This window comes from Streptomyces pilosus (assembly GCF_014649835.1).
In the GTDB taxonomy this organism is placed as follows: Bacteria; Actinomycetota; Actinomycetes; order Streptomycetales; family Streptomycetaceae; genus Streptomyces; species Streptomyces pilosus.
The window spans coordinates 179948-199553 of the sequence record NZ_BMTU01000005.1; the positions used below are offsets into that span (position 1 = coordinate 179948).

Annotated in this window: 15 protein-coding genes; 3 read left to right on the plus strand and 12 right to left on the minus strand. The window is 73.7% G+C overall.

Annotation, left to right across the window (positions count from 1 at the left end; translation table 11 throughout):
- From IE118_RS14630 to IE118_RS14665, 8 genes are all read right to left on the minus strand, one after another.
- Positions 1–1950 carry an ABC transporter permease gene (locus IE118_RS14630; protein ID WP_189558324.1) on the minus strand — a complete coding sequence of 650 codons (1950 nt, stop codon included), beginning with the start codon at positions 1948–1950 and terminating at the stop codon, positions 1–3.
- Positions 1950–3137: a quaternary amine ABC transporter ATP-binding protein gene (locus tag IE118_RS14635; RefSeq protein ID WP_189558325.1), complete on the minus strand. Its 1188-nt coding sequence runs from the start codon at positions 3135–3137 to the stop codon at positions 1950–1952. The genes IE118_RS14630 and IE118_RS14635 overlap by 1 nt, the downstream gene beginning before the upstream one ends.
- Positions 3134–4678, minus strand: coding sequence for a GMC family oxidoreductase (locus IE118_RS14640; protein WP_189558326.1), 1545 nt, complete (start codon positions 4676–4678; stop codon positions 3134–3136). Before IE118_RS14640 ends, IE118_RS14635 begins: the two co-directional genes overlap by 4 nt.
- A gap of 275 nt (positions 4679–4953) precedes the next feature.
- On the minus strand, positions 4954–6474 hold the full coding sequence (locus IE118_RS14645) for an aldehyde dehydrogenase family protein (protein ID WP_189558327.1): 1521 nt from the start codon (positions 6472–6474) through the stop codon (positions 4954–4956).
- A gap of 268 nt (positions 6475–6742) precedes the next feature.
- Positions 6743–7732, minus strand: coding sequence for a malate dehydrogenase (locus IE118_RS14650; RefSeq protein ID WP_189558328.1), 990 nt, complete (start codon positions 7730–7732; stop codon positions 6743–6745).
- Positions 7733–8268: 536 nt separating this feature from the next.
- Positions 8269–9405: a helix-turn-helix domain-containing protein gene (locus tag IE118_RS14655; RefSeq protein ID WP_189558329.1), complete on the minus strand. Its 1137-nt coding sequence runs from the start codon at positions 9403–9405 to the stop codon at positions 8269–8271.
- A 589-nt stretch (positions 9406–9994) separates the two neighbouring features.
- Positions 9995–10510 carry a DUF3017 domain-containing protein gene (locus IE118_RS14660; RefSeq protein WP_189558330.1) on the minus strand — a complete coding sequence of 172 codons (516 nt, stop codon included), beginning with the start codon at positions 10508–10510 and terminating at the stop codon, positions 9995–9997.
- Positions 10500–11354, minus strand: coding sequence for a bifunctional methylenetetrahydrofolate dehydrogenase/methenyltetrahydrofolate cyclohydrolase (locus IE118_RS14665; protein ID WP_189558331.1), 855 nt, complete (start codon positions 11352–11354; stop codon positions 10500–10502). The genes IE118_RS14660 and IE118_RS14665 overlap by 11 nt, the downstream gene beginning before the upstream one ends.
- A gap of 293 nt (positions 11355–11647) precedes the next feature.
- On the opposite strand from IE118_RS14665, the gene IE118_RS14670 reads away from it, so the two are divergent.
- The gene (locus IE118_RS14670; protein WP_189558332.1) at positions 11648–12238 is read left to right on the plus strand and encodes a hypothetical protein; all 591 of its coding nucleotides are present in this window, start codon (positions 11648–11650) and stop codon (positions 12236–12238) included.
- Positions 12239–12360: 122 nt separating this feature from the next.
- Here the strand turns inward: IE118_RS14670 and purH are convergent, their stop codons facing one another.
- Entirely contained in the window at positions 12361–13923 is a 1563-nt protein-coding gene (gene purH, locus IE118_RS14675) for a bifunctional phosphoribosylaminoimidazolecarboxamide formyltransferase/IMP cyclohydrolase (RefSeq protein ID WP_189558333.1), read from the minus strand.
- Positions 13920–14558, minus strand: coding sequence for a phosphoribosylglycinamide formyltransferase (gene purN / locus IE118_RS14680; RefSeq protein WP_189558334.1), 639 nt, complete (start codon positions 14556–14558; stop codon positions 13920–13922). Before purN ends, purH begins: the two co-directional genes overlap by 4 nt.
- A gap of 386 nt (positions 14559–14944) precedes the next feature.
- Here purN and IE118_RS14685 point away from each other — a divergent pair, with 386 nt between their 5' ends.
- Positions 14945–15742 (plus strand): hypothetical protein, encoded by a 798-nt coding sequence (locus tag IE118_RS14685; protein WP_189558335.1) that lies wholly within the window; start codon positions 14945–14947, stop codon positions 15740–15742.
- 10 nt (positions 15743–15752) lie between these two features.
- Here the strand turns inward: IE118_RS14685 and IE118_RS14690 are convergent, their stop codons facing one another.
- Positions 15753–17330, minus strand: coding sequence for a cell division protein PerM (locus IE118_RS14690; protein WP_229846814.1), 1578 nt, complete (start codon positions 17328–17330; stop codon positions 15753–15755).
- Positions 17331–17426: 96 nt separating this feature from the next.
- On the opposite strand from IE118_RS14690, the gene IE118_RS14695 reads away from it, so the two are divergent.
- Positions 17427–18614 carry a helix-turn-helix domain-containing protein gene (locus tag IE118_RS14695; protein ID WP_189558337.1) on the plus strand — a complete coding sequence of 396 codons (1188 nt, stop codon included), beginning with the start codon at positions 17427–17429 and terminating at the stop codon, positions 18612–18614.
- Between the two features lie 95 nt (positions 18615–18709).
- Here IE118_RS14695 and sucD read toward each other — a convergent pair whose 3' ends face one another.
- Positions 18710–19594, minus strand: a complete 885-nt coding sequence (sucD, locus tag IE118_RS14700) for a succinate--CoA ligase subunit alpha (protein WP_189558338.1) — start codon at positions 19592–19594, stop codon at positions 18710–18712.
- Between the last annotated feature and the right edge of the window lie 12 nt (positions 19595–19606).

Here is a 19606-nt window from a genome sequence, read left to right on the forward strand (position 1 = left end):
TCACGCTCCCTTCCGTGCGCGGCGTTCGGTCGGCTGGGTCACCCGGTCGAGCATCAGGCCCAGGCAGACGATCGCCGCCCCGGCCACCAGGCCGGTCGCCAGGTCGCCCTGGGCGAGGCCGAAGACGACGTCGTAGCCGAGCGCGCCGCCGCCGACCAGACCGCCGATGATGACGACGGCGAGGACCAGCACCACACCCTGGTTGACGGCGAGCAGCAGCGCCGGGCGGGCCAGCGGGAGCTGGACCTGGCGCAGTTGCTGGCCGCTGGTCGCGCCGAGCGAGCGGGCCGCCTCCAGGGCTGCCGGGTCGACCTGGCGCAGGCCCTGGGTGGTGATGCGGACGACGGCCGGCAGCGCGTAGACGACCGCGGCGGCGACGGCCGGGGCACGTCCGACACCGAACAGGGCGACGACGGGGATGAGGTACACGAACTGCGGCATCGTCTGGAACACGTCCAGCACGGGACGCAGCAGGCGTTCGACGCGGTCGCTGCGGGCGGCGGCGACACCGGTCGCGAAGCCGACGAGGAGCGTCACGGCGACGGCCGCGAGCACCTGGGAGAGCGTGTCCAGCGAGGGCTTCCACACGCCGAGCACGCCGATCGCGGCCATGGCCGAGGTGGCGGTGAGGGCGGTGCGCCAGGTGCCGATCACCCAGGCCAGGCCGGCGACGACGAGGAGCACCGACCACCAGGGCAGCCACTGCAGGCCGTCCCGGAGCGGGTCGAGGACCCAGGTGGTGAAGCGGCCCGCCCAGTCGGCGGTGCCGCCGACGACGGGCACGCCCGAGTACAGGTGGTCGGTCATCCAGCCGACGGCCCGGTTGACGGGTTCGGCGATGCCCACGACCCATCCGTCGGGCCACTCCAGGCGGTCCGTGAGCCGTCCGGCGACCGCGACGGCCGCGGCGGCGGCCAGGGCGGCCGCCCACAGCGCGCGGGCGTGCGGAGCGGGCTCCTGCCCGAGCCGCGCGCCGGCCGCGCCGGTCACCCGGTCGAGGACGACGGCGAGCAGCACGATCGGGACGCCGGCGGCGAGCGCGGCGCCGACGTCGACCGAGGCGAGGGCCTGGTAGACGCGGTCGCCGAGACCGCCTGCGCCGATGACGGAGGCGATGACGGCCATGGACAGCGCCATCATGATCGTCTGGTTGAGGCCGAGGAGCAGTTCCCTGCGGGCCAGCGGGAGGCGCGCGGTGAGCAGCCGCTGACGGGCGGTGGTCCCGAGCGACTCGACCGCCTCCAGCACCTCCTTGTCGGCGCCGCGCAGCCCGAGCGCGGTGAGGCGGGCCATGGGCGGGGCGGCGTAGACGACGGTGGCCAGGACGGCCGCGGGGACGCCGATGCCGAACACCAGGACGACGGGCAGCAGGTAGGCGAACGCCGGGAGGACCTGCATGGTGTCGAGGACCGGACGCAGGATCCGGTCCATGCGGCCGGACAGGCCGGCGGCGAGGCCGAGGACCATGCCCACCAGGACGGACACGGCCACGGCGACCACCATGAGCGCGAGGGTCTGCATGGTCGGCACCCACATGCCGAGGAGGCCGCAGGCGAGGAACGCGCCGGCGGTCCCGAGGGCGAGGCGGACGCCCGCCACGCGCCAGGCGACCAGGGCGCACACACCGGTCACTCCCGCCCAGCCGACGGCGAGGAGGGCGAGGTACACGGCGCGTACGGAGATGACGACGGCGTTGCTGACGTGGCCGAGGAAGTGGAGGAACAGGGGGTGGGAGTCGCGGTTGTCGATGATCCAGTCGCTGGTCCTGCCGAGCGGTCCGGAGACATCGACGGTCAGAGCGCCCGGCCAGGTGCCGCTGGACCAGCGGGCGGCGGCGAGGGGAACGAGGACGGCCGCGACGAGGGCGAGGGCGGCGAGCTTGCGGGCGGTGGGGTTGGCCCGGATGCCCGGCGGGGACGTCTTCTCGGCCGTTGCCGTGAGCGTTGCCATCACACCGGCTCCTCGCTGGTGGTGGCGGGGGCCGGATCCGGCTCGCGGCGCTCGGCGGGTGCCGCCGCGCCCATCCGTGCCGCCCCAGCGGCGCGACTGCCCGCAGCTGCGTCGGCATGACTGCCCACACCTGTGGCCACCTCGCCGGCGACCACGTTCAGCAGGGCTGCCGCGTCCACCACGCCCACGCACCTGCCGTCGTCCAGGACCCGGACGGAGGTGCCCGCCCGGGACACCGCCTCGATGGCCTCCGACACCGTGGCGTCCGGCCGGACGCCCGGCCCCGTGGCGGCCTCCTCGGAGGTGGCGGCGGGGCGCATCGCCGTGCGGACGGTCAGCACCTGTTCGCGCGGCACGTCGCGGACGAAGGCGCGGACGTAGTCGTCGGCGGGCGAGCCCACGATCTCCTCCGGGGTGCCCAGTTGCACCACGCGGCCGTCGCGCATGAGGGCGATCCGGTCGCCGAGCTTCAGGGCCTCCTGAAGGTCGTGGGTGATGAAGACCATGGTGCGGCCCTCCTCGCGGTGCAGCCGGACCACCTCCTCCTGCATGTCGCGCCGGATCAGCGGGTCGAGCGCGCTGAACGGCTCGTCGAAGAGGAGGACCTCGGGGTCGACGGCGAGGGCCCGGGCGAGTCCGACGCGCTGCCGCTGGCCGCCGGAGAGCTGGGCGGGTCTGCGCTGTTCCATGCCCTCCAGGCCGACCTTGGCGACGACCTCGGCGGCCTTCTCGCGGCGTTCCGCCCTGCCCATGCCCTGGATCTCCAGGCCGTAGGCGACGTTGTCGAGGACGGTGCGGTGCGGCAGCAGGCCGAAGTGCTGGAAGACCATGGCGGCACGGTGCCGGCGCAGGGCGCGCAGCCGTGCCCCGTCCATCGCGCGGACGTCCTCGCCGTCGATGGCGATGGTGCCCGCGGTCGGCTCGATCAGCCGGGTCAGGCAGCGCACCAGCGTGGACTTGCCGGAGCCGGACAGGCCCATGACGACGAAGACCTCGCCCTTGCGGACGTCGAAGCCCACGTCGCGCACGGCGGCCGTGCAGCCGGTGCGGGAGCGCAGTTCGGCGGGGTCGAGGGCGGCGAGGGCGGGGTCGCCGGGAACGCGGTCGGCCTTGGGTCCGAAGACCTTCCACAGGCCGTCGACGGCGAAGACCGGGGTGCCGGTCGCGGGGGTGGCGGTGGTGGTCACGCGGCACCGCCGATCAGGTCGGCGGCGCGCTCGCCGACCATGAGGACGCAGATCATCGGGTTGACGGCGGTCATGGTCGGGAAGACGGAGGCGTCCGCGATCCGGATGCCCCGCAGTCCGCGGATGCGCAACTCGGGGTCGACGACCGCCTGTTCGTCGTCGGCGTCGCCCATCCGGCAGGTGCCCGCCGGGTGGTAGACGGTGTGGGCGGCCTTGCGGGCGTACTCGCCGAGTTCCTCGTCGCCGGTGACGTCCGGCCCGGGGGCCACCTCGCGCTTGAGCCAGTGGGCCAGCGGTTCGGTCTTCGCGATCTCGCGGGCGATGCGGATGCCGTCGACGAGGGTGCGGCCGTCGTAGTCGTCCTCGTCGGTGAAGTAGCGGAAGTCGAGGGCGGGCTTGGCCTCGGGGTCGGCGCTGGTGAGGTAGAGGCGGCCGCGGGACTTCGGCTTGGGGATGTTCGGGGTCATGGAGACGCCGAACTCCGGCCGCCGGTAGCCCAGTCGCTCCGGGTTGTCGGTGAACGGGATCTGGTAGAAGTGGAACATCAGGTCGGGGCCCGCGTGTCCGGGATCGCGGCGCACGAACAGTCCTGCGTCGGAGTCCATCGCGGAGTTCTCCGGGATGGGACCGTCCGTCTCCCAGACGATCACCGACTCGGGATGGTCGAGCAGGTTCTCGCCGACGCCGGGCAGGTCGAGCACCACGGGTATGCCGAGCGCCTCCAGGTCGGCCCTCGGACCGATGCCCGAGTGCAGCAGCAGACGCGGGGAGTCGACGGCGCCGGCACACAGCACGACCTCGCGCCGCGCCCTGACGAGGATCTCCTCGCCGTCCTTGGTGCGCACGTGGACGCCTTCGGCGCGGGTGCCGTCCAGCTCCAGGCGGTACGCCCAGGTCTCCAGCAGGAGGGTGAGGTTGGGGCGCTGGTCCATCACCGGGTGGAGGTACGCCACCGACGCCGAGGAACGCTTGTTGTCCTCCGGGTGGTAGGCCAGGTCGAAGAAGCCGGCCCCCTCGGTGAACGGCTCGTCGTTGAAGCCCTCGATCCGGGGGACCCCGAGGGCCGTTCGCGCGGCGTCCACGAAATCCCGGGCGATGGCGTTGCGGTCCTTCTCGTCGACCGGGACGATGTTGTTCTCCAGGCGCGCGTAGTACGCCTCCATCCGCACCGCGCCCCAGCCCCGGGCGCCGGCCGCCTCCCACTCGTCCCAGTCGGACGGCAGCGGCTTGAAGGCGATGAGGGTGTTGTGGGAGGAGCAGCCGCCGAGGACCCGGGCCCGGCTGTGCCTGATGTGCGAGTTGCCGCGCGGCTGTTCGGTGGTCGGGTAGTCGTAGTCCAGTTCGCCGCCGAGCAGGCCCATCCAGCGGCGCAGGGTCAGTACGTCGTCGCGGCCGACGTCGCTGGGGCCGCCCTCGATGACGGCGACGGTCACGTCCGGGTTCTCGGTCAGCCGGGAGGCGATGACGGATCCGGCGGTGCCGCCGCCTATGACGACGTAGTCGTAGACGTGTTCTTCGTGTTCGTGGGTGTGAGCGGGCATCGGGGTGGTACTCCTCCGGGGACTCGGGGGCGGGTGGGTCGGTCGCGGTGCGACGTCGTGCGTGACGTCGTGCGGCACGGCCGGGGCGAGGGGTACGGCCGTGCGTGCCGTGCCCCTCGCCCTCTCTCCTTCGGTGCCGCGGGACTTCCATCGGTTCCGCGGTGTGCGGGTCGGTGCCGCGGGTGTGCGGGTCGGTTCCGCGGTGTGCGGGTCGGTGCCGCGGGTGTGCGGGTCGGTTCCGCGGTGTGCGGGTCGGTGCCGCGGGTGTGGTGGGGTCAGCCGGCGAACCAGCGCACCGGCCTGGGGGCCAGGTTCTGGTAGACGTGCTTGGTCTCGCGGTACTCGGCGAGACCGGCCGGGCCGAGCTCGCGCCCCACTCCGCTCTTGCCGAATCCGCCCCACTCCGCCTGCGGGAGGTAGGGGTGGAAGTCGTTGATCCACACGGTGCCGTGGCGCAGCCTGCCGGCCACCCGGCGGGCACGGCCGGCGTCCGCGGTCCACACCGCGCCGGCCAGCCCGTACTCGGTGTCGTTGGCGAGGGCGACGGCCTCGTCCTCGGTGCGGAAGGTCTCGACGGTGAGGACCGGTCCGAAGACCTCCTCGCGTACGACCTTCATCTCGCGGTGGCAGCGGTCGAGGACGGTCGGCTCGTAGAAGTAGCCGGCCTCGGGGCGTTCGGCGGACGGCGCGGGCCGCTTGCCGCCGCAGCGCAGCACGGCGCCCTCCCGCAGCGCGGACTCGACGTACGCCTCGACCTTCGCGCGCTGCTGCGCGGAGACCAGCGGGCCGCACTCGACGCCGTCCTCGGTGCCCCGGCCGAGCCTGATCCGCTCGGCGCGGCGGGCGAGTTCGGTGACGAAGCGGTCCCGTACCGACTCCTCGACGATGAGCCGGGCGCCCGCGGAGCAGACCTGTCCGCTGTGGATGAAGGCCGCGTTGAGGGCCTGGTCGACGGCGGTGTCGAAGCCGTCCTCGGTGGCGCAGGCGTCGGCGAAGACCACGTTGGGGTTCTTGCCGCCGAGTTCGAGGGCCACCTTCTTCACGCCCGGCGCGGCGGCCTGGGCGACCTTGGTGCCGCTGGCCAGGCCGCCGGTGAAGGAGACCAGGTCGACGTCGGGGTGTTCGGCCATCCGGGCGCCGACGGTGTGGCCGGGGCCGGTGACGACGCCCGCGACCCCGGCGGGCAGTCCGGCCTCGATCAGCAGGTCGACGAGGGCGACAGTGGTGAGGGGGGTGATCTCGCTGGGCTTGACGACGAAGGTGTTGCCCGCCGCGAGAGCCGGGGCGATCTTCCAACTCGCCTGGAGCAATGGGTAGTTCCAGGGGGTGATCAGCGCGCAGACGCCGACCGGCTCGTGCACGACGACGCTGTGGACGTCGGGCGATCCCGCGTCGACGACCCGTCCGGGCGCCTCCCCGGCGACCAGGTCGGCGAAGTAACGGAAGGCGTCGGCCACGCAGTCGATGTCGACACGCCCCTCCTCGACGGTCTTGCCCGCGTCCCGGCTCTCCAGCAGACCGAGCTTCTCCCGGTCCCGGACGAGCAGTTCGGCGACGCGGCGCAGCAGCGCGGCCCGTTCGGCGGCCGGTGTCCGCGGCCAGGGGCCCTCGTCGAACGCGCGGCGCGCGGCGGCCACCGCCAGGTCGGTGTCCTTCTCGTCGCCCTCCGCGACCACGGCGAACGGCAGGGCGTCCGCGGGGTCGAGGACCTCACGGGTGGCCCCCGAGACGGCGGCCCGCCACTCGCCCCCCACGTGGATGGTGTCGCGCGCCCGGAGCGCTGTGCTGTCCGCCATGTTCGGTCACTGCCTTCCGTTCCTGTTCCGGTCCGCGCATCACACATCCGTGCATCACGCACGTGTCATCCACGGGACCGGGAGCTCCTGCCCTGACGCCCCGGATGCATGCCGAATCCGCGGGCGGGAGTGCGCCGGGTCACGGAAGGCGGGGAGAAGGCGCGGAGGGATGCGGGGACAAGACGGGAGGGAACGCGGCGGGCCCCGTACCGGTGGTACCGGTACGGGGCCCTGAAGTACTGCGCGGGGGAACCCGGCGCGGGTCGGATCAGAGAAGGCCGAGGGAGCGGACCGCCTCGCGCTCCTCCTCGAGCTCCTTGACGGAGGCGTCGATCCGGGCGCGGGAGAACTCGTTGATCTCCAGGCCCTGGACGATCTCGTAGGCGCCGTCCTTCACGGTGACCGGGAAGGAGGAGATGAGGCCCTCCGGGACGCCGTAGGAACCGTCGGACGGGATGCCCATGGAGGCCCAGTCGCCGTCGGCGGTGCCGTTGACCCAGGTGTACACGTGGTCGATGGCGGCGTTGGCGGCGGAGGCGGCCGACGAGGCGCCACGGGCCTCGATGATCGCGGCACCGCGCTTGGCGACGGTCGGGATGAAGTCCTCAGCCAGCCACTTCTCGTCGTTCACGACCTCGGCGGCGTTCTTGCCGGCGACGGTGGCGTGGAAGATGTCCGGGTACTGGGTGGCGGAGTGGTTGCCCCAGATCGTCAGCTTCTTGATCTCGGAGACCGGGACGCCGGTCTTCTTCGACAGCTGGGTCAGCGCGCGGTTGTGGTCCAGGCGCGTCATCGCGGTGAAGCGCTCGGCGGGCACGTCCGGGGCGGCGGCCTGGGCGATCAGCGCGTTGGTGTTGGCCGGGTTGCCGACGACCAGGACGCGGATGTCGTCCGCGGCGTGGGCGTTGATGGCCTGGCCCTGCGGCTTGAAGATGCCGCCGTTGGCCTCGAGGAGGTCACCGCGCTCCATGCCCTTGGTGCGCGGCCGGGCGCCCACGAGGAGGCCGACGTTCGCGCCGTCGAACGCCACGTTCGGGTCGTCCGTGATGTCGATGCCCTGCAGGAGCGGGAACGCGCAGTCGTCCAGCTCCATGGCCGTGCCCTCGGCCGCCTTCAGCGCCGGGGTGATCTCCAGCAGGCGCAGCTTGACCGGCACGTCCGCGCCGAGCAGCTGGCCGGAGGCGATGCGGAAGAGCAGGGCGTAACCGATCTGGCCGGCCGCGCCGGTGACGGTGACGTTCACGGGAGTGCGGGTCATGGCGTTCTCCGTATGACAGCTGGCGGTGGGGCGGTCCCTGCCCCGGGATGCTGGATCCCGCTCCCGGCTCGTGACCGGCGTCCGCCACGATGATCGATCATCGGATCGAATGATCGATCTCTTGGCGTCAAGAGAGATCCAGCGGTCAGGCTATCGCGCATCCGCGAGCACGGACGGCCGGGTTCGCTGTGGCCCGCCCCACAGCGTGACGGCCCGCGTACGCGGGTACCGGCAGGGCGTACGAGGGGCGGCCGCTCGGCCCGGGAGAGGTGGGGGCGGAGCGGCCGCCGTCGGGGACCGACCGGGTCGGACTCCCGTGGGGGTACTTTTCGCCTGCCCGCCTTTGGGGGGCCCATGCGCATCCCCACCATTCCCCCACACAGATGAACCCGTACGGCCTACTCGCGGGTCTCCGGACCGGACGCCGGGTTCCGAACGCGTGATGTGGCGGGGCGGAGGGGCGGCGGGAGAACGGACGGCCCGGCCGCCCCGGGGTGTCCGGGGCGTCGGGCCGGTCGGGTGCCCTCGCGGCCGGGCTACTCCGTGCAGCCCTTCTCGCCGGAGGCGGCCAGCGTCGCGCAGGCCTTGGCGTCGGCCTCGTTCTCGACCGGCACCATCGCGGTGTACGTGACCGTGTCACCGGCCGCGGAGATGGTGTCGCTCTGCTTCGACGAGCCGGCGCTGATCTCCACCGTGTCGCCCTGGCCGGCCTGGGTGATCCTCCCCCACGCCGCACCACAGATCTCGCTGTAGCGGACCTCGACGGTGGCGGTGCCGACGGTCGCGGTCTGCGCCGTGGTGACGAGGTCACCGCTGCACCCCATGGCCTCGGCGTCCTTGCCGTCGCAGCTCGCGCCGCTGCACTCGACGCCCGGCGGCAGGTTCGCGTCGCTGGTGGCGGTCGGGGACGGGGACTTGGCCGCGTCGTCCTTCTTCTTGCCGTCCTCCATGCCGGTGACGTAGAACGCCGCGGCGATCACCACGAGCGCCCCCACCGCTCCGGCGATCAGCGTCGACGTGCGCTTCTTGCCGCCGGGACGGCCGGAGCCGGCCTGGCGGCCGTGACCCGCGGTGCCCCGGGGCGGTGCGCCGTGCGCCCCCGCCGCCCGGCCGCCGGCCGGCGGCGCGGACGCGGTGCCGCGCCCGCCCGGCTGCGGCGACCCGGCGGAACCAGAGACACCCCAGGAGTTCCCGCCGCCCTCGCCCGCCGAGTCGCGCACCTCGGAGGCGGTCGGCTGCGGCGGCACGCTCGGCGCGACACCGGCCGGTCCCGCGACACCCGGACGGACCGCGGCCCCGCCCTTGCGGGACCTGCCGCCCGACGACGGCCCGGCGACCTCGCTGAGCGCGGCACGCGCCTGCGAGATCCGGATCGCCTCCATGGTCATGTCGTGGCGCATCTCCGAGCGGCTCCAGGCGCGCTCGGCGAGCTCCCACATGGTGGTGAGGTGCAGCGGGTTGGTCCCGGTGACCTCGGCCAGGGCCACGATCGCGCCCTTCGGCGCCAGCAGCCGTCCGTTCAGATACCGCTCCCAGGACGTCTTGCTGTAGCCCGTGCGGTCGGAGACCGACGCGACGCTCAGGCCACTGCGGTCCACGACCCGCCTCAGCTGGCTCGTGAACTCCCTGATCTGCGGATCGAGTTCCTCCGGCAAGGCCTTCCAACGAGGCATTGCTTCCCCCTCTTCCCCCCGGTTCGTGCTGTTCTTCCCTCGCGCATGGTGCCCTCTGCCGAGTCCCCGTCTGGCTACCCACAGGGATGCCGCCAGCCAGGGTCTCAGTTCCCGGGGTGGGGGCGCACGGGAGCATCTGGGCCGTGGGCGTGCAACGTCGCACGCCCGATCGCTCGCCCCCCAGTGTCCCACCGGTCGGACCCCGGACCGAACAGAACCCGGAAGAAGCGGGTGGAACGTGTCGCACTGCCCCGGTTCTTCCTCTTTGTTCCCCCGTCCCGCATCTTGTCGCATGAATCCCGTACGCCCCACCCGAACGGCGGCGGGAACCTGTGCGCGGCGCGCCGCGACGCGGCACCTGCCGGGCCCCCGGCGGTTCTGACGTGCACGGTTGTCGCGAGCATGTCGCAGTCGCATCGCGGTGCCGTCCGCGGATTCCGGGCGACGTAGCGGAACGGTCACTTCCGTGCCACAGCGGCCGGGCAGCCGTTGATCAGGCGCTTCACCGTGCAGGAGTGTGGAGCGCGGCGACGGCCCGTCCTCTCACGGGGGTGAGGACGGGCCGTGGCCGGCAGCGATCAGGAGCGGCTCAGCCGCTGATCGTGAAGTGCAGCAGGTCCGCCAGGAACGGGATCCTGAGCTTCGGCTCCGGCTGGACCATCAGCGCCAGCAGCACGATCGCCAGGCCCAGCCCGCCGTACGTGACGATGTCGGTGAAGCGGGAGCGCACCGCGAGCATGCCGACGTTGCGCACCAGCCAGCGCAGCAGCGCCCCGGCCACCAGGGCCACGCCGATCAGCAGCGTGCCGAGCCGGAACTGGTCCATCGCGGTGACCAGCAGCCCCAGCCCGACCGTGAGCAGGACGGCGAGGATGGGCCACTGGCGGGCGGGCGCGGGCGCGTCCCCCGGGGCGGCCCTGCCGCCGCCCTCGGGACGCGCGGTGTCCCGGGTGAAGAGCGGGAACCGGCGGGTGGCACGCCGCGGCCTGCCCTCGGCGTCGGGCGCGCTGACGGCGTCGCGGACGGTGATGTCCTCGGGCCGCTCCGGCGCCTCGGAGCTGCCGGAGGCTCCGGGCGCGTCGGAGGCGTTCTGCTCAGCCGGCACTGCGCTCCGCCGCCTCGACCACGTTGACCAGCAGCTGGGCCCGGGTCATGGGGCCGACGCCACCGGGGTTCGGGGCGACCCAGCCGGCCACCTCGGCCACGCCCGGGTGGACGTCGCCCACGATCTTGCCCTCGGCGCTGCGGGAGACACCGACGTCGAGGACGGCCGCACCCGGCTTGACGTCCTCGGGGCGGATCAGGTGGGCGCTGCCCGCGGCGGCCACGATGATGTCGGCGCGCCGCAGGTGGGCGGCCAGGTCGCGGGTGCCGGTGTGGCACTGGGTCACGGTGGCGTTCTCGCTGCGCCGGGTCAGCAGCAGCGGCATCGGGCGGCCGATGGTGACACCGCGTCCGACGACCACCACCTCGGCTCCCTTGATCTCCACGCCGTGGCGGCGCAGCAGGGTGATGATGCCGTTGGGGGTGCAGGGCAGGGGAGCCGGCTCGTTGAGGACGAGACGGCCGAGGTTCATCGGGTGGAGGCCGTCGGCGTCCTTCTCGGGGTCCATGAGTTCGAGAATGCGGTTCTCGTCGATGCCCTTGGGCAGCGGCAGCTGGACGATGTAACCGGTGCAGGCGGGGTCCTCGTTCAGCTCCCGGACGACCGCCTCGATCTCCTCCTGCGTGGCCGTGGCCGGCAGTTCACGCTGGATGGAGGCGATGCCCACCTGGGCGCAGTCACGGTGCTTGCCGGCGACGTACTTCTGGCTGCCGGGGTCGTCCCCCACGAGGATCGTGCCGAGGCCGGGCGTGACGCCCTTCTCCTTCAGCGCCGCCACGCGGGCGGTCAGATCGGACTTGATCTCTGCTGCGGTGGCCTTGCCATCGAGAATCTGGGCGGTCATGCCCCCCATCCTCGCGGATGACCGGGCCCCGGTTCCAATCAGCCCGCGATCCGGCCGCCGGACGCCCCCTGCGCGGAACCGATCGACTTCCGCCCGAACCGGTCCAAGATCAGTGATGTTGCACTTGCACAACACATACGGCGTACGCCTGGACAAGGAAAGGAACGGTCAAGAACGATGAGTGGCGCAGTGCCGCGGGCAGAACCGGGGGGACGGACCGCATCGGTGCACCTTCCTCCGCGCCGGCCCTCGCGTCGTCCCCGCACCTGAAGCGCAACGGAGGAAGAACCGCCATGAGTTTCGGCGACCCGAACAACCCCTACGGGCAGCCGCCCCAGCAGCCCCCGGCCGGCCCCGGCTACGGCTACCCGCAGCAGCCCGGCGCCCCGCAGCAGGGTTACGGCTACCCCGCGGCGCCGCCGGTGTCCCAGCCGTACGGCGGCGGTTACGCCCCCACCCAGATGCCCGGCATCACCCGCGCCGCGCAGATCCTGCTCGCCGTGATCGCCGTGGCCCACGTGATCATCGCAGCCGTGTACGCCGTGGCGCTGGCCCAGTGGGACGAGCTGGTGGACGAGGCCGGCATCTCCGGTGACGTCAGCGCCGAGGAGTTCGCCGACCTGGGCAAGGGCGTCATCGTCTTCTTCGTCGGCCTGGCCGCCGTCTTCGCGATCCTCGGCCTGGTGCTGCTGCTGCAGTACGCCAAGGGCGGCCCCGCCGTCCGCGTCTGCTCGATCGTGTACGCCTCGTTCGCGATCGTCAGCGGCATCTTCGCCCTGGGCATGTACGGCCTCGGCCTGCTGATCTGGGTCGTCTCGATCCTGGTGATCGTCTTCGCGGCCAAGCGCGCCAGCGCGGACTGGTTCAGGCGCCCCAGGTACTGATCGGCCGGCGCGACCACGCCGTTCACCGCAGCAGGGCCGTGCCCCCCGGGTGTGGGGGCACGGCCCTGCTGCGTTGCGGCGTGCGCCCGGCCGCCCGTGCGGGCGGCCGGGCGGACGGGCCGTCAGTGGAAGAAGTGCCGCGTACCGGTGAAGTACATGGTCACGCCCGCCTTCTTCGCGGCCTCGACGACCAGCTCGTCGCGGACCGAACCGCCGGGCTGGACCACGGCCTTCACGCCGGCGCCGGTGAGGATCTCCAGGCCGTCGGGGAAGGGGAAGAACGCGTCCGAGGCGGCGTAGGAGCCGGCCGCGCGCTCGGCGCCCGCCCGCTCCACCGCCAGCTTCGCGGAGTCGACGCGGTTGACCTGGCCCATGCCGACGCCGACGGAGGCGCCGTCCTTGGCGAGCAGGATCGCGTTGGACTTCACCGCGCGGCACGCCCTCCAGGCGAAGGCCAGTTCGGCCAGCTCCGCCTCGGAGAGGGCCTCACCGGTGGCCAGCGTCCAGGTGGCCGGGTCGTCGCCCTCGGCCTGGAGGCGGTCGGTGACCTGGAGGAGCGCGCCGCCGTCGATGGGCTTGACCTCGACCGGGGCGGACGGGGCCTCGGGGGCGCGCAGGACGCGGATGTTCTTCTTCCGGGTGAGGGCTTCGAGGGCGCCCTCCTCGTAGTCCGGCGCGACGATGACCTCGGTGAAGATCTCCGCGACCTGCTCGGCCATCTCCTTGCTGACCGGGCGGTTCACGGCGATGACACCGCCGAACGCCGACAGCGGGTCGCAGGCGTGCGCCTTGCGGTGCGCCTCGGCGACGTCCGCGCCGGTCGCGATGCCGCACGGGTTGGCGTGCTTGATGATCGCGACGGCCGGGGCCTCGTGGTCGTACGCGGCACGGAAGGCGGCGTCCGTGTCCGTGTAGTTGTTGTACGACATCTCCTTGCCGTGCAGCTGCTCGGCCTCGGCGAGGCCGCCCGTCCCGGAGACGTACAGGGCGGCGGGCTGGTGCGGGTTCTCGCCGTAGCGCAGGGTGTTCTTGCGCTCCCAGGTGGCGCCCAGGAAGTCGGGGAACGACGACTCGTCCACCGGGGCGTAGTCGGAGGCGAACCAGGAGGCGACGGCGACGTCGTAGGCGGCCGTGTGCTGGAAGGCCTCCGCGGCGAGCCGCTTGCGGGCGGTGAGGTCGAAGCCGCCGTCGCGGACGGCCGCGAGGACGTCGCCGTAGCGGGCCGGGCTGGTGACGACCGCGACGGAGGGGTGGTTCTTGGCGGCGGCGCGCACCATGGACGGGCCGCCGATGTCGATCTGCTCCACGCACTCGTCGGGCGTCGCGCCGGAGGCGACGGTCTCGCGGAACGGGTAGAGGTTCACGACGACGAGGTCGAACGGCTGAACGCCCAGGTCGGCCAGCTGCCGCCGGTGGTCCTCCAGGCGCAGGTCGGCGAGGATGCCGGCGTGGACCTTGGGGTGCAGGGTCTTGACGCGGCCGTCCAGGCACTCGGGGAAGCCGGTGAGCTCCTCGACCTTGGTGACGGGGACGCCCGCGGCGGCGATCTTCGCGGCGGTGGAGCCGGTGGAGACGAGCTCCACGCCGGCCTCGTGCAGTCCCCGCGCGAGGTCCTCGAGGCCGGTCTTGTCGTAGACGGAGACGAGCGCCCGTCGGATGGCCCGCTTGTTGCTCTCGGCGGTCACTGGATAACTACCTTTCGTCCCTCGATGCGATAGCCGTTGCGGGCGAGGAGCCCCACGACCTCGACGAGCAGCCTTCGCTCGACTTCCTTGATGCGCTCGTGCAGAGCGCTCTCGTCGTCCTCGTCCCGGACCTCCACCACGCCCTGCGCGATGATCGGCCCGGTGTCGACGCCGTCGTCGACGAAGTGGACGGTGCAACCGGTGACCTTGGCGCCGTACGCGAGCGCGTCCCGCACGCCGTGGGCCCCGGGGAAACTGGGCAGCAGGGCGGGGTGGGTGTTGACGAACCGCCCGCCGAAGCGCGCGAGGAACTCCTTCCCCACGATCTTCATGAAGCCGGCGGACACCACGAGGTCGGGCTCGTGGGCGGCGACGGCCCCGGCGAGCGCCGCGTCCCACTCCTCGCGGGTCGCGTGGTCCTTGACCCGGCACACGAAGGTCGGCAGCCCGGCGCGCTCGGCACGGGCCAGTCCCTCGATGCCCTCGCGGTCGGCGCCGACGGCCACGACCTCGGCCCCGTACGCCTCGGTGCCGGTGGCGGCGATCTCGTCGAGGAGCGCCTGCAGATTGGTGCCGGATCCGGAGACCAGCACGACGAGACGCCTGGCGCGCTCGGCCACGGGCTTGGCGGCCACGGTGGGGCCCTTTCTCGGGGAGCGTCTGCACGGTCGGCGGCGCAGCGCTTTGTACATTCCTCCGAATGCTTCGGGCCCCCGGATACGGGGAAGCCTACGAAGCGGCCGACCGTCAGCAACGATACCGGCACACCGGGCGGCCCCCACGGGACGGGGGCGCGGCCGGGAGGTAGCGTCTGGGACGAGCCGGTCGGGGAACGCCGGTACTGGATCGCCGGTGGCGGCGCGGGAACGCGCATCGCGCACCGATCGTTCACAGGAGGACGGGCCCGGGCCGCGGAGCTGACGGGAACGCACCAGCTCACAGCTCAGTCGTAGTCGATACGTCGTGCGAGGCGGCCGCGCCGGACCACGCCGTGCTTCATTAAGGGGAAGACGCTCACTTGATGCCGGACCGCAGCCTGCGATTCCTCATGTTCCCCCAGCAGTCGGCTCAGGGAGGGGAGCGTGGCGCCGTGCTGCTGCGGGAGCGCCCCTCCACTCCGCCCGACGCCCCGCGGGGCGGGGGCGGTGACGACGAGCGCGGCTCCCGGGGCGCTCAGGGTTCCCAGGGTTCCCAGGGTTCCCAGGGTTCCCAGGAGGACAATCCGTTCGCGCCGCCGCCGGAGGGGACTCCCGACCGGCCCTGGCAGCCGAGGCACCCCTCGGGCGGGGAGGGCGGGGGCCGCTCCCCCTGGGGCCGGAACTGGAGCGACCGGCAGCCCGGCCGTTCCTCCGGCGGTTTCGGTGACCGTCCGCGCGGCCCCGAGGGGCAGGGCGGCGGCCCGCAGACGCCGGGCCCGCGCTGGGACCCCACGGACCCGGCCCAGCGCCGGGCGCGGTACGCGCTGCTGTCCGGTATGTGGGCGTTCTTCTTCGCCCTCTTCAACTGGCCGTACGTCGCGCTGCTGCTGGGCTCGCTCGCCCTGTACTGGGCCATCAGCGCGCTGCGCGCCAAGCCCCGCGCGCAGGACCCGGACGCCCCGGCGCCCGAGCAGAAGGGCCGCCCGCAGACCACGGCCGCGGTGAGCGGCCTGGTCACGGCGTCCCTGGCGCTCGCCCTGGTCGCGGCGTCGTTCGCGGCCCAGCTGGTCTACCGCGACTACTACACCTGCACCAACGACGCCCTCACCCAGGAGTCGCGCCAGGGCTGCAGCGACCTCCTGCCGGAGGAACTGCGCGGCCTCCTCGGCGACGGCGAGTGACCGCACGGGGTCAGTGACGCCCCGCCGGCGGAGGCTCCTCGCCGGCGTCCGGGACGGCGGACTCCCCGCCGGGCACGGCACCGGCCGCCGGGCGGCCGGCAGGGCCCGGAAACTCCTGGTCGAGGAACAGGTACGGATCGGCCGGGTCGTCGGCGTCCGGTGTCCGGGGCGGGCCGCCCGCGGCGGGCCGTCCGACCCCGCCGTGGCGCGGGACCCGGAACCGCCCGCCGCCCCCGCGCGGGGAGCGCCCCGCCGGCGCCGGGAGGTGCGCCACGGGGGTGCCGGTGAGCGGGCGGGCACGCCAGGCCCGTACCGCCAGTGACGTCGCGGTGGCCGTGACGCCGATCCACACCAGGGTCGCGGCTCCCACCTGCCACCACACCGGACCGAACCGGGAGAGCGCCGCCCCGCCGAGCGGACCGCCCGCGAGGGCGGCCAGGACGGACAGCGCCATCGCGCAGAGCGCGCCCGCGAGGGCCGCCGCCCCGGCGGTGCGGCCGGCCGGCCAGACGGGGGCGGGGGCCCGTCCGCTGATCGTGGCGCCCCGGCCCACGTACCACCCCGCCACCGCCCCGGCCGCCAGCGGTACCGTCCCGGCCGCCCAGTTCCACGGTGTTCCCGCCCCCGCGTCCGGTACCGCCGCGAGCAGCGGGAACGGCGGCAGCAGCGGGGCGGGGGCGGAGACGAGCGGGGTCACCGGGGTGCCGTCGCCGAGCAGGAAGCCGGGGCCGAGGGCGTAGGCGGCGGCCCAGACGGCGGCGTTCGGCACCAGCGTGACGCAGAGCAGCAGCACGGCCAGCCATCCCGACCAGCCCTCGGTCAGCCGCAGGAACGCCCCGCGGGTCTCGTCGCCGTGCCAGGCCAGCGACACCGCGAGGAGCAGCGCCCCGCCGCCGGCCAGCACCGCCGCCCCGGCCGCCGCCGCGCGCGCCGCGACACCGGGGCGCCCGTCGGGACCGAGGACCAGGTGGCGTGCGCCCCGGGGCAGGACCCGGCCCAGCACGCGTTCGAGCGGTCCGCTCGGACGGCCGTACGCCGACCACACGCCCGTCCCGGCGGCCAGCACGGCGACCAGCGGCACGCACACCACGGTCCAGGTCCACTCGGGCCGCAGCGCCCCGCCGGCGGCGTAGCAGGCGGTGGGCGTGCCGACGGCCAGGTAGCCGAGGACGACGCCGGCCAGTGCCGTGCGGCCGGGCACCAGCGGGGCCTCGTCGCCGGCGTCGCCGTCCGCGGCGTCCCGGGCCGCGCGGTGCAGCAGCCACACCGGCAGCGTGAGCAGCAGCAGCGGCGAGAGGCCCAGCGGGGCGGGGTCCCCGGAGAGGGTGCCGGCCCGGACCAGTTCGGCGCCGTGGGCCAGCAGCCAGAGCGCCGCGGCGGTGTGCAGGGCCCCGCCGGGTCCGCTGTCCGGGTACGGCGAGCTGACCCACAGCAGCATCACCAGCACGGTGAACGCCGCGAGTCCGAGCCCGGCCGCGAGGGCACCGCCCAGGAGGCCGGCGGCCAGCCCGGGCGAGCGGTCGCGGATCCGCAGGAACAGGGCGGCCGGTGCGGAACGGCGAGCGGTCATCTGCGTCACGCCCGCCATGCTCCCAACGACACGCGCTTTCCCGGTGTAACGGGCGAAGCTCCGCTGTGTCGCTCAATATACGTTTATGTACTTTTTTGGACGGAGGGGCGTCCAGTGACACGGAGCCCTGCCACCCCGCTCCCCCCGCCCAGGGAACGCCGGCGTCTGCGTGAGGCGGGCGCCCTGACGCGGGCTCAGCTCGCCGCGCGGGTGGGCGTACGGCCCGAGACGGTGCGTTCGTGGGAGTCCGGCCGCAGCACGCCACGAGGCCGGAACCTGGAGGCCTACGCCACGCTGCTCGCCGCTCTGGCCGGCCCGGCGGACACACCCGCCCGCCCCGGGGACGAGGCCGGGGCCGATCGCGTACCGGGGCGTCAGCAGGAGGAGGAGTCCGCTGTGGTGACGGTGTGTCCGGACGGACCGGCCGGCGAGCCCGCGGGCGCCGTCGCGCCGGAGCCGGCGGCGTTCGCCCAGGCGCCCCCGCCGGCGTCGCGGGAGACCGGGGGCCTGACACCCGCTCAGGCCTTCGACGCCCTGTACTCCTACTGCGCCCCCGCCCTGGTCCGGCAGGCGTACCTGCTCACCGGCCGCCGCGACCTCGCCCGCGAGTCGGTGGAGCGTGCGTTCCAGCAGGCCTGGGACCGCTGGCCCGAGGTGGCCCGCGACCCGGATCCGGCCGGCTGGGTGCGCGCGGCGGCGCACGAGTGGGCGCTCTCCCCCTGGCACCGCTTCCGGCGCCGCTACCGGCAACCCGAGCCCCCGCCCGCCGACGACGGGGACCGCGCACTCCTGGAGACGCTGCTGACCCTGCCGCGGCCGTACCGCCGCACGCTGCTGCTGTACGACGGGGTCGGTCTCGGCCTGCCGGAGACGGCGGCGGAGACCGAGGCCACCACCAGGGCGGCGGCCGGCCGGCTGATGTGCGCGCGGAAGGCCGTCGCCGCCCGGCTGCCGGACCTGTCCGACCCGCGGGAGCTGCACCACCGGCTGGCGGGGCTGGGCTCCATCGGGCGGCTGCGCGCGGCGGAGCCCCCCGCGGTGCGCGGCGGCAGCGAGCGCCGGGCGCGCTTCTGGACCCGGGCCGCCATCGCCTTCACGGTCGCCCTGATCGGCGCCACGGCCGTCACCCTGCACACGGCACCCACCCGTTACGAGCCGCCGGTACCGCCGGGCGAGACGGTCCAGGGTGTTCCGCCGCGGGTGGCGCCCGGTCCGCTGTCGGAGGAGCAGCGGGAGCTGCGGGACAGTCTGCGCGAGGAACTGCCGCGGGGCACGCAGCGGCTGACGCCCCGGGCGGAGTGAGCCGCGCCGGGTGAACCCGCGCGGAGACGACGGTGGGCCCGTCCCCCCTTGCCGGGGGGACGGGCCCACGCGTGCGGTGCGCCGGTGCCGGTGACTCAGCCGGCGAGGACCGCGCGCGCCAGCTTCGCCGTCTCGGTCGGCGTCTTGCCGACCTTGACGCCGGCGGCCTCGAGGGCCTCCTTCTTGGCGGCGGCCGTGCCGGAGGAGCCGGAGACGATGGCGCCGGCGTGGCCCATGGTCTTGCCCTCGGGCGCGGTGAAGCCCGCGACGTAGCCGACGACCGGCTTGGTCACGTTGTCCTTGATGTAGGCCGCGGCCCGCTCCTCGGCGTCGCCGCCGATCTCACCGATCATCACGATCAGGTCGGTGTCGGGGTCGGCCTCGAACGCGGCGAGCGCGTCGATGTGCGTGGTGCCGATGACCGGGTCGCCGCCGATGCCCACGGCGGAGGAGAAGCCGATGTCACGCAGCTCGTACATCATCTGGTACGTCAGCGTGCCGGACTTCGAGACCAGGCCGATGCGGCCCGGCTTGGTGATGTCGCCCGGGATGATGCCGGCGTTCGACTGACCGGGGCTGATCAGGCCCGGGCAGTTCGGGCCGATGATCCGGGTCTTGTCGCCCTTCTCCACGGCGTACGCGTAGAAGGCGGCGGAGTCGTGCACCGCGATGCCCTCGGTGATGACGACCGCGAGGGGGATCTCGGCGTCGATGGCCTCGACGACGGCGGCCTTGGCGAAGGCCGGCGGGACGAAGAGGACGGAGACGTTGGCGCCCGTCTTCTCCATCGCCTCGGCGACCGTGCCGAAGACCGGGATCTCGTTGCCGTCGATGTCGACGGACGTGCCCGCCTTGCGGGGGTTCACGCCGCCGACGATGTTGGTGCCGTCCGCCAGCATGAGCTTGGTGTGCTTCATGCCCGTGGCACCGGTCATGCCCTGGACGATGACCTTGGAGTCCTTGTTGAGGAAGATAGCCATGGCTGTGGTGTC

Excerpts from the sequence above, each read along its gene's own strand:
- IE118_RS14665 (WP_189558331.1), bottom strand. The coding sequence starts at position 11,354 with ATGACCGCCCAGATTCTCGATGGCAAGGCCACCGCAGCAGAGATCAAG.
- IE118_RS14690 (WP_229846814.1), bottom strand. The coding sequence starts at position 17,330 with ATGGCGGGCGTGACGCAGATGACCGCTCGCCGTTCCGCACCGGCCGCC.
- IE118_RS14645 (WP_189558327.1), bottom strand. The coding sequence starts at position 6,474 with ATGGCGGACAGCACAGCGCTCCGGGCGCGCGACACCATCCACGTGGGG.
- IE118_RS14685 (WP_189558335.1), top strand. The coding sequence starts at position 14,945 with ATGCCGGACCGCAGCCTGCGATTCCTCATGTTCCCCCAGCAGTCGGCT.
- sucD (WP_189558338.1), bottom strand. The coding sequence starts at position 19,594 with ATGGCTATCTTCCTCAACAAGGACTCCAAGGTCATCGTCCAGGGCATG.
- IE118_RS14640 (WP_189558326.1), bottom strand. The coding sequence starts at position 4,678 with ATGCCCGCTCACACCCACGAACACGAAGAACACGTCTACGACTACGTC.
- IE118_RS14650 (WP_189558328.1), bottom strand. The coding sequence starts at position 7,732 with ATGACCCGCACTCCCGTGAACGTCACCGTCACCGGCGCGGCCGGCCAG.
- IE118_RS14670 (WP_189558332.1), top strand. The coding sequence starts at position 11,648 with ATGAGTTTCGGCGACCCGAACAACCCCTACGGGCAGCCGCCCCAGCAG.
- IE118_RS14655 (WP_189558329.1), bottom strand. The coding sequence starts at position 9,405 with ATGCCTCGTTGGAAGGCCTTGCCGGAGGAACTCGATCCGCAGATCAGG.
- IE118_RS14630 (WP_189558324.1), bottom strand. The coding sequence starts at position 1,950 with ATGGCAACGCTCACGGCAACGGCCGAGAAGACGTCCCCGCCGGGCATC.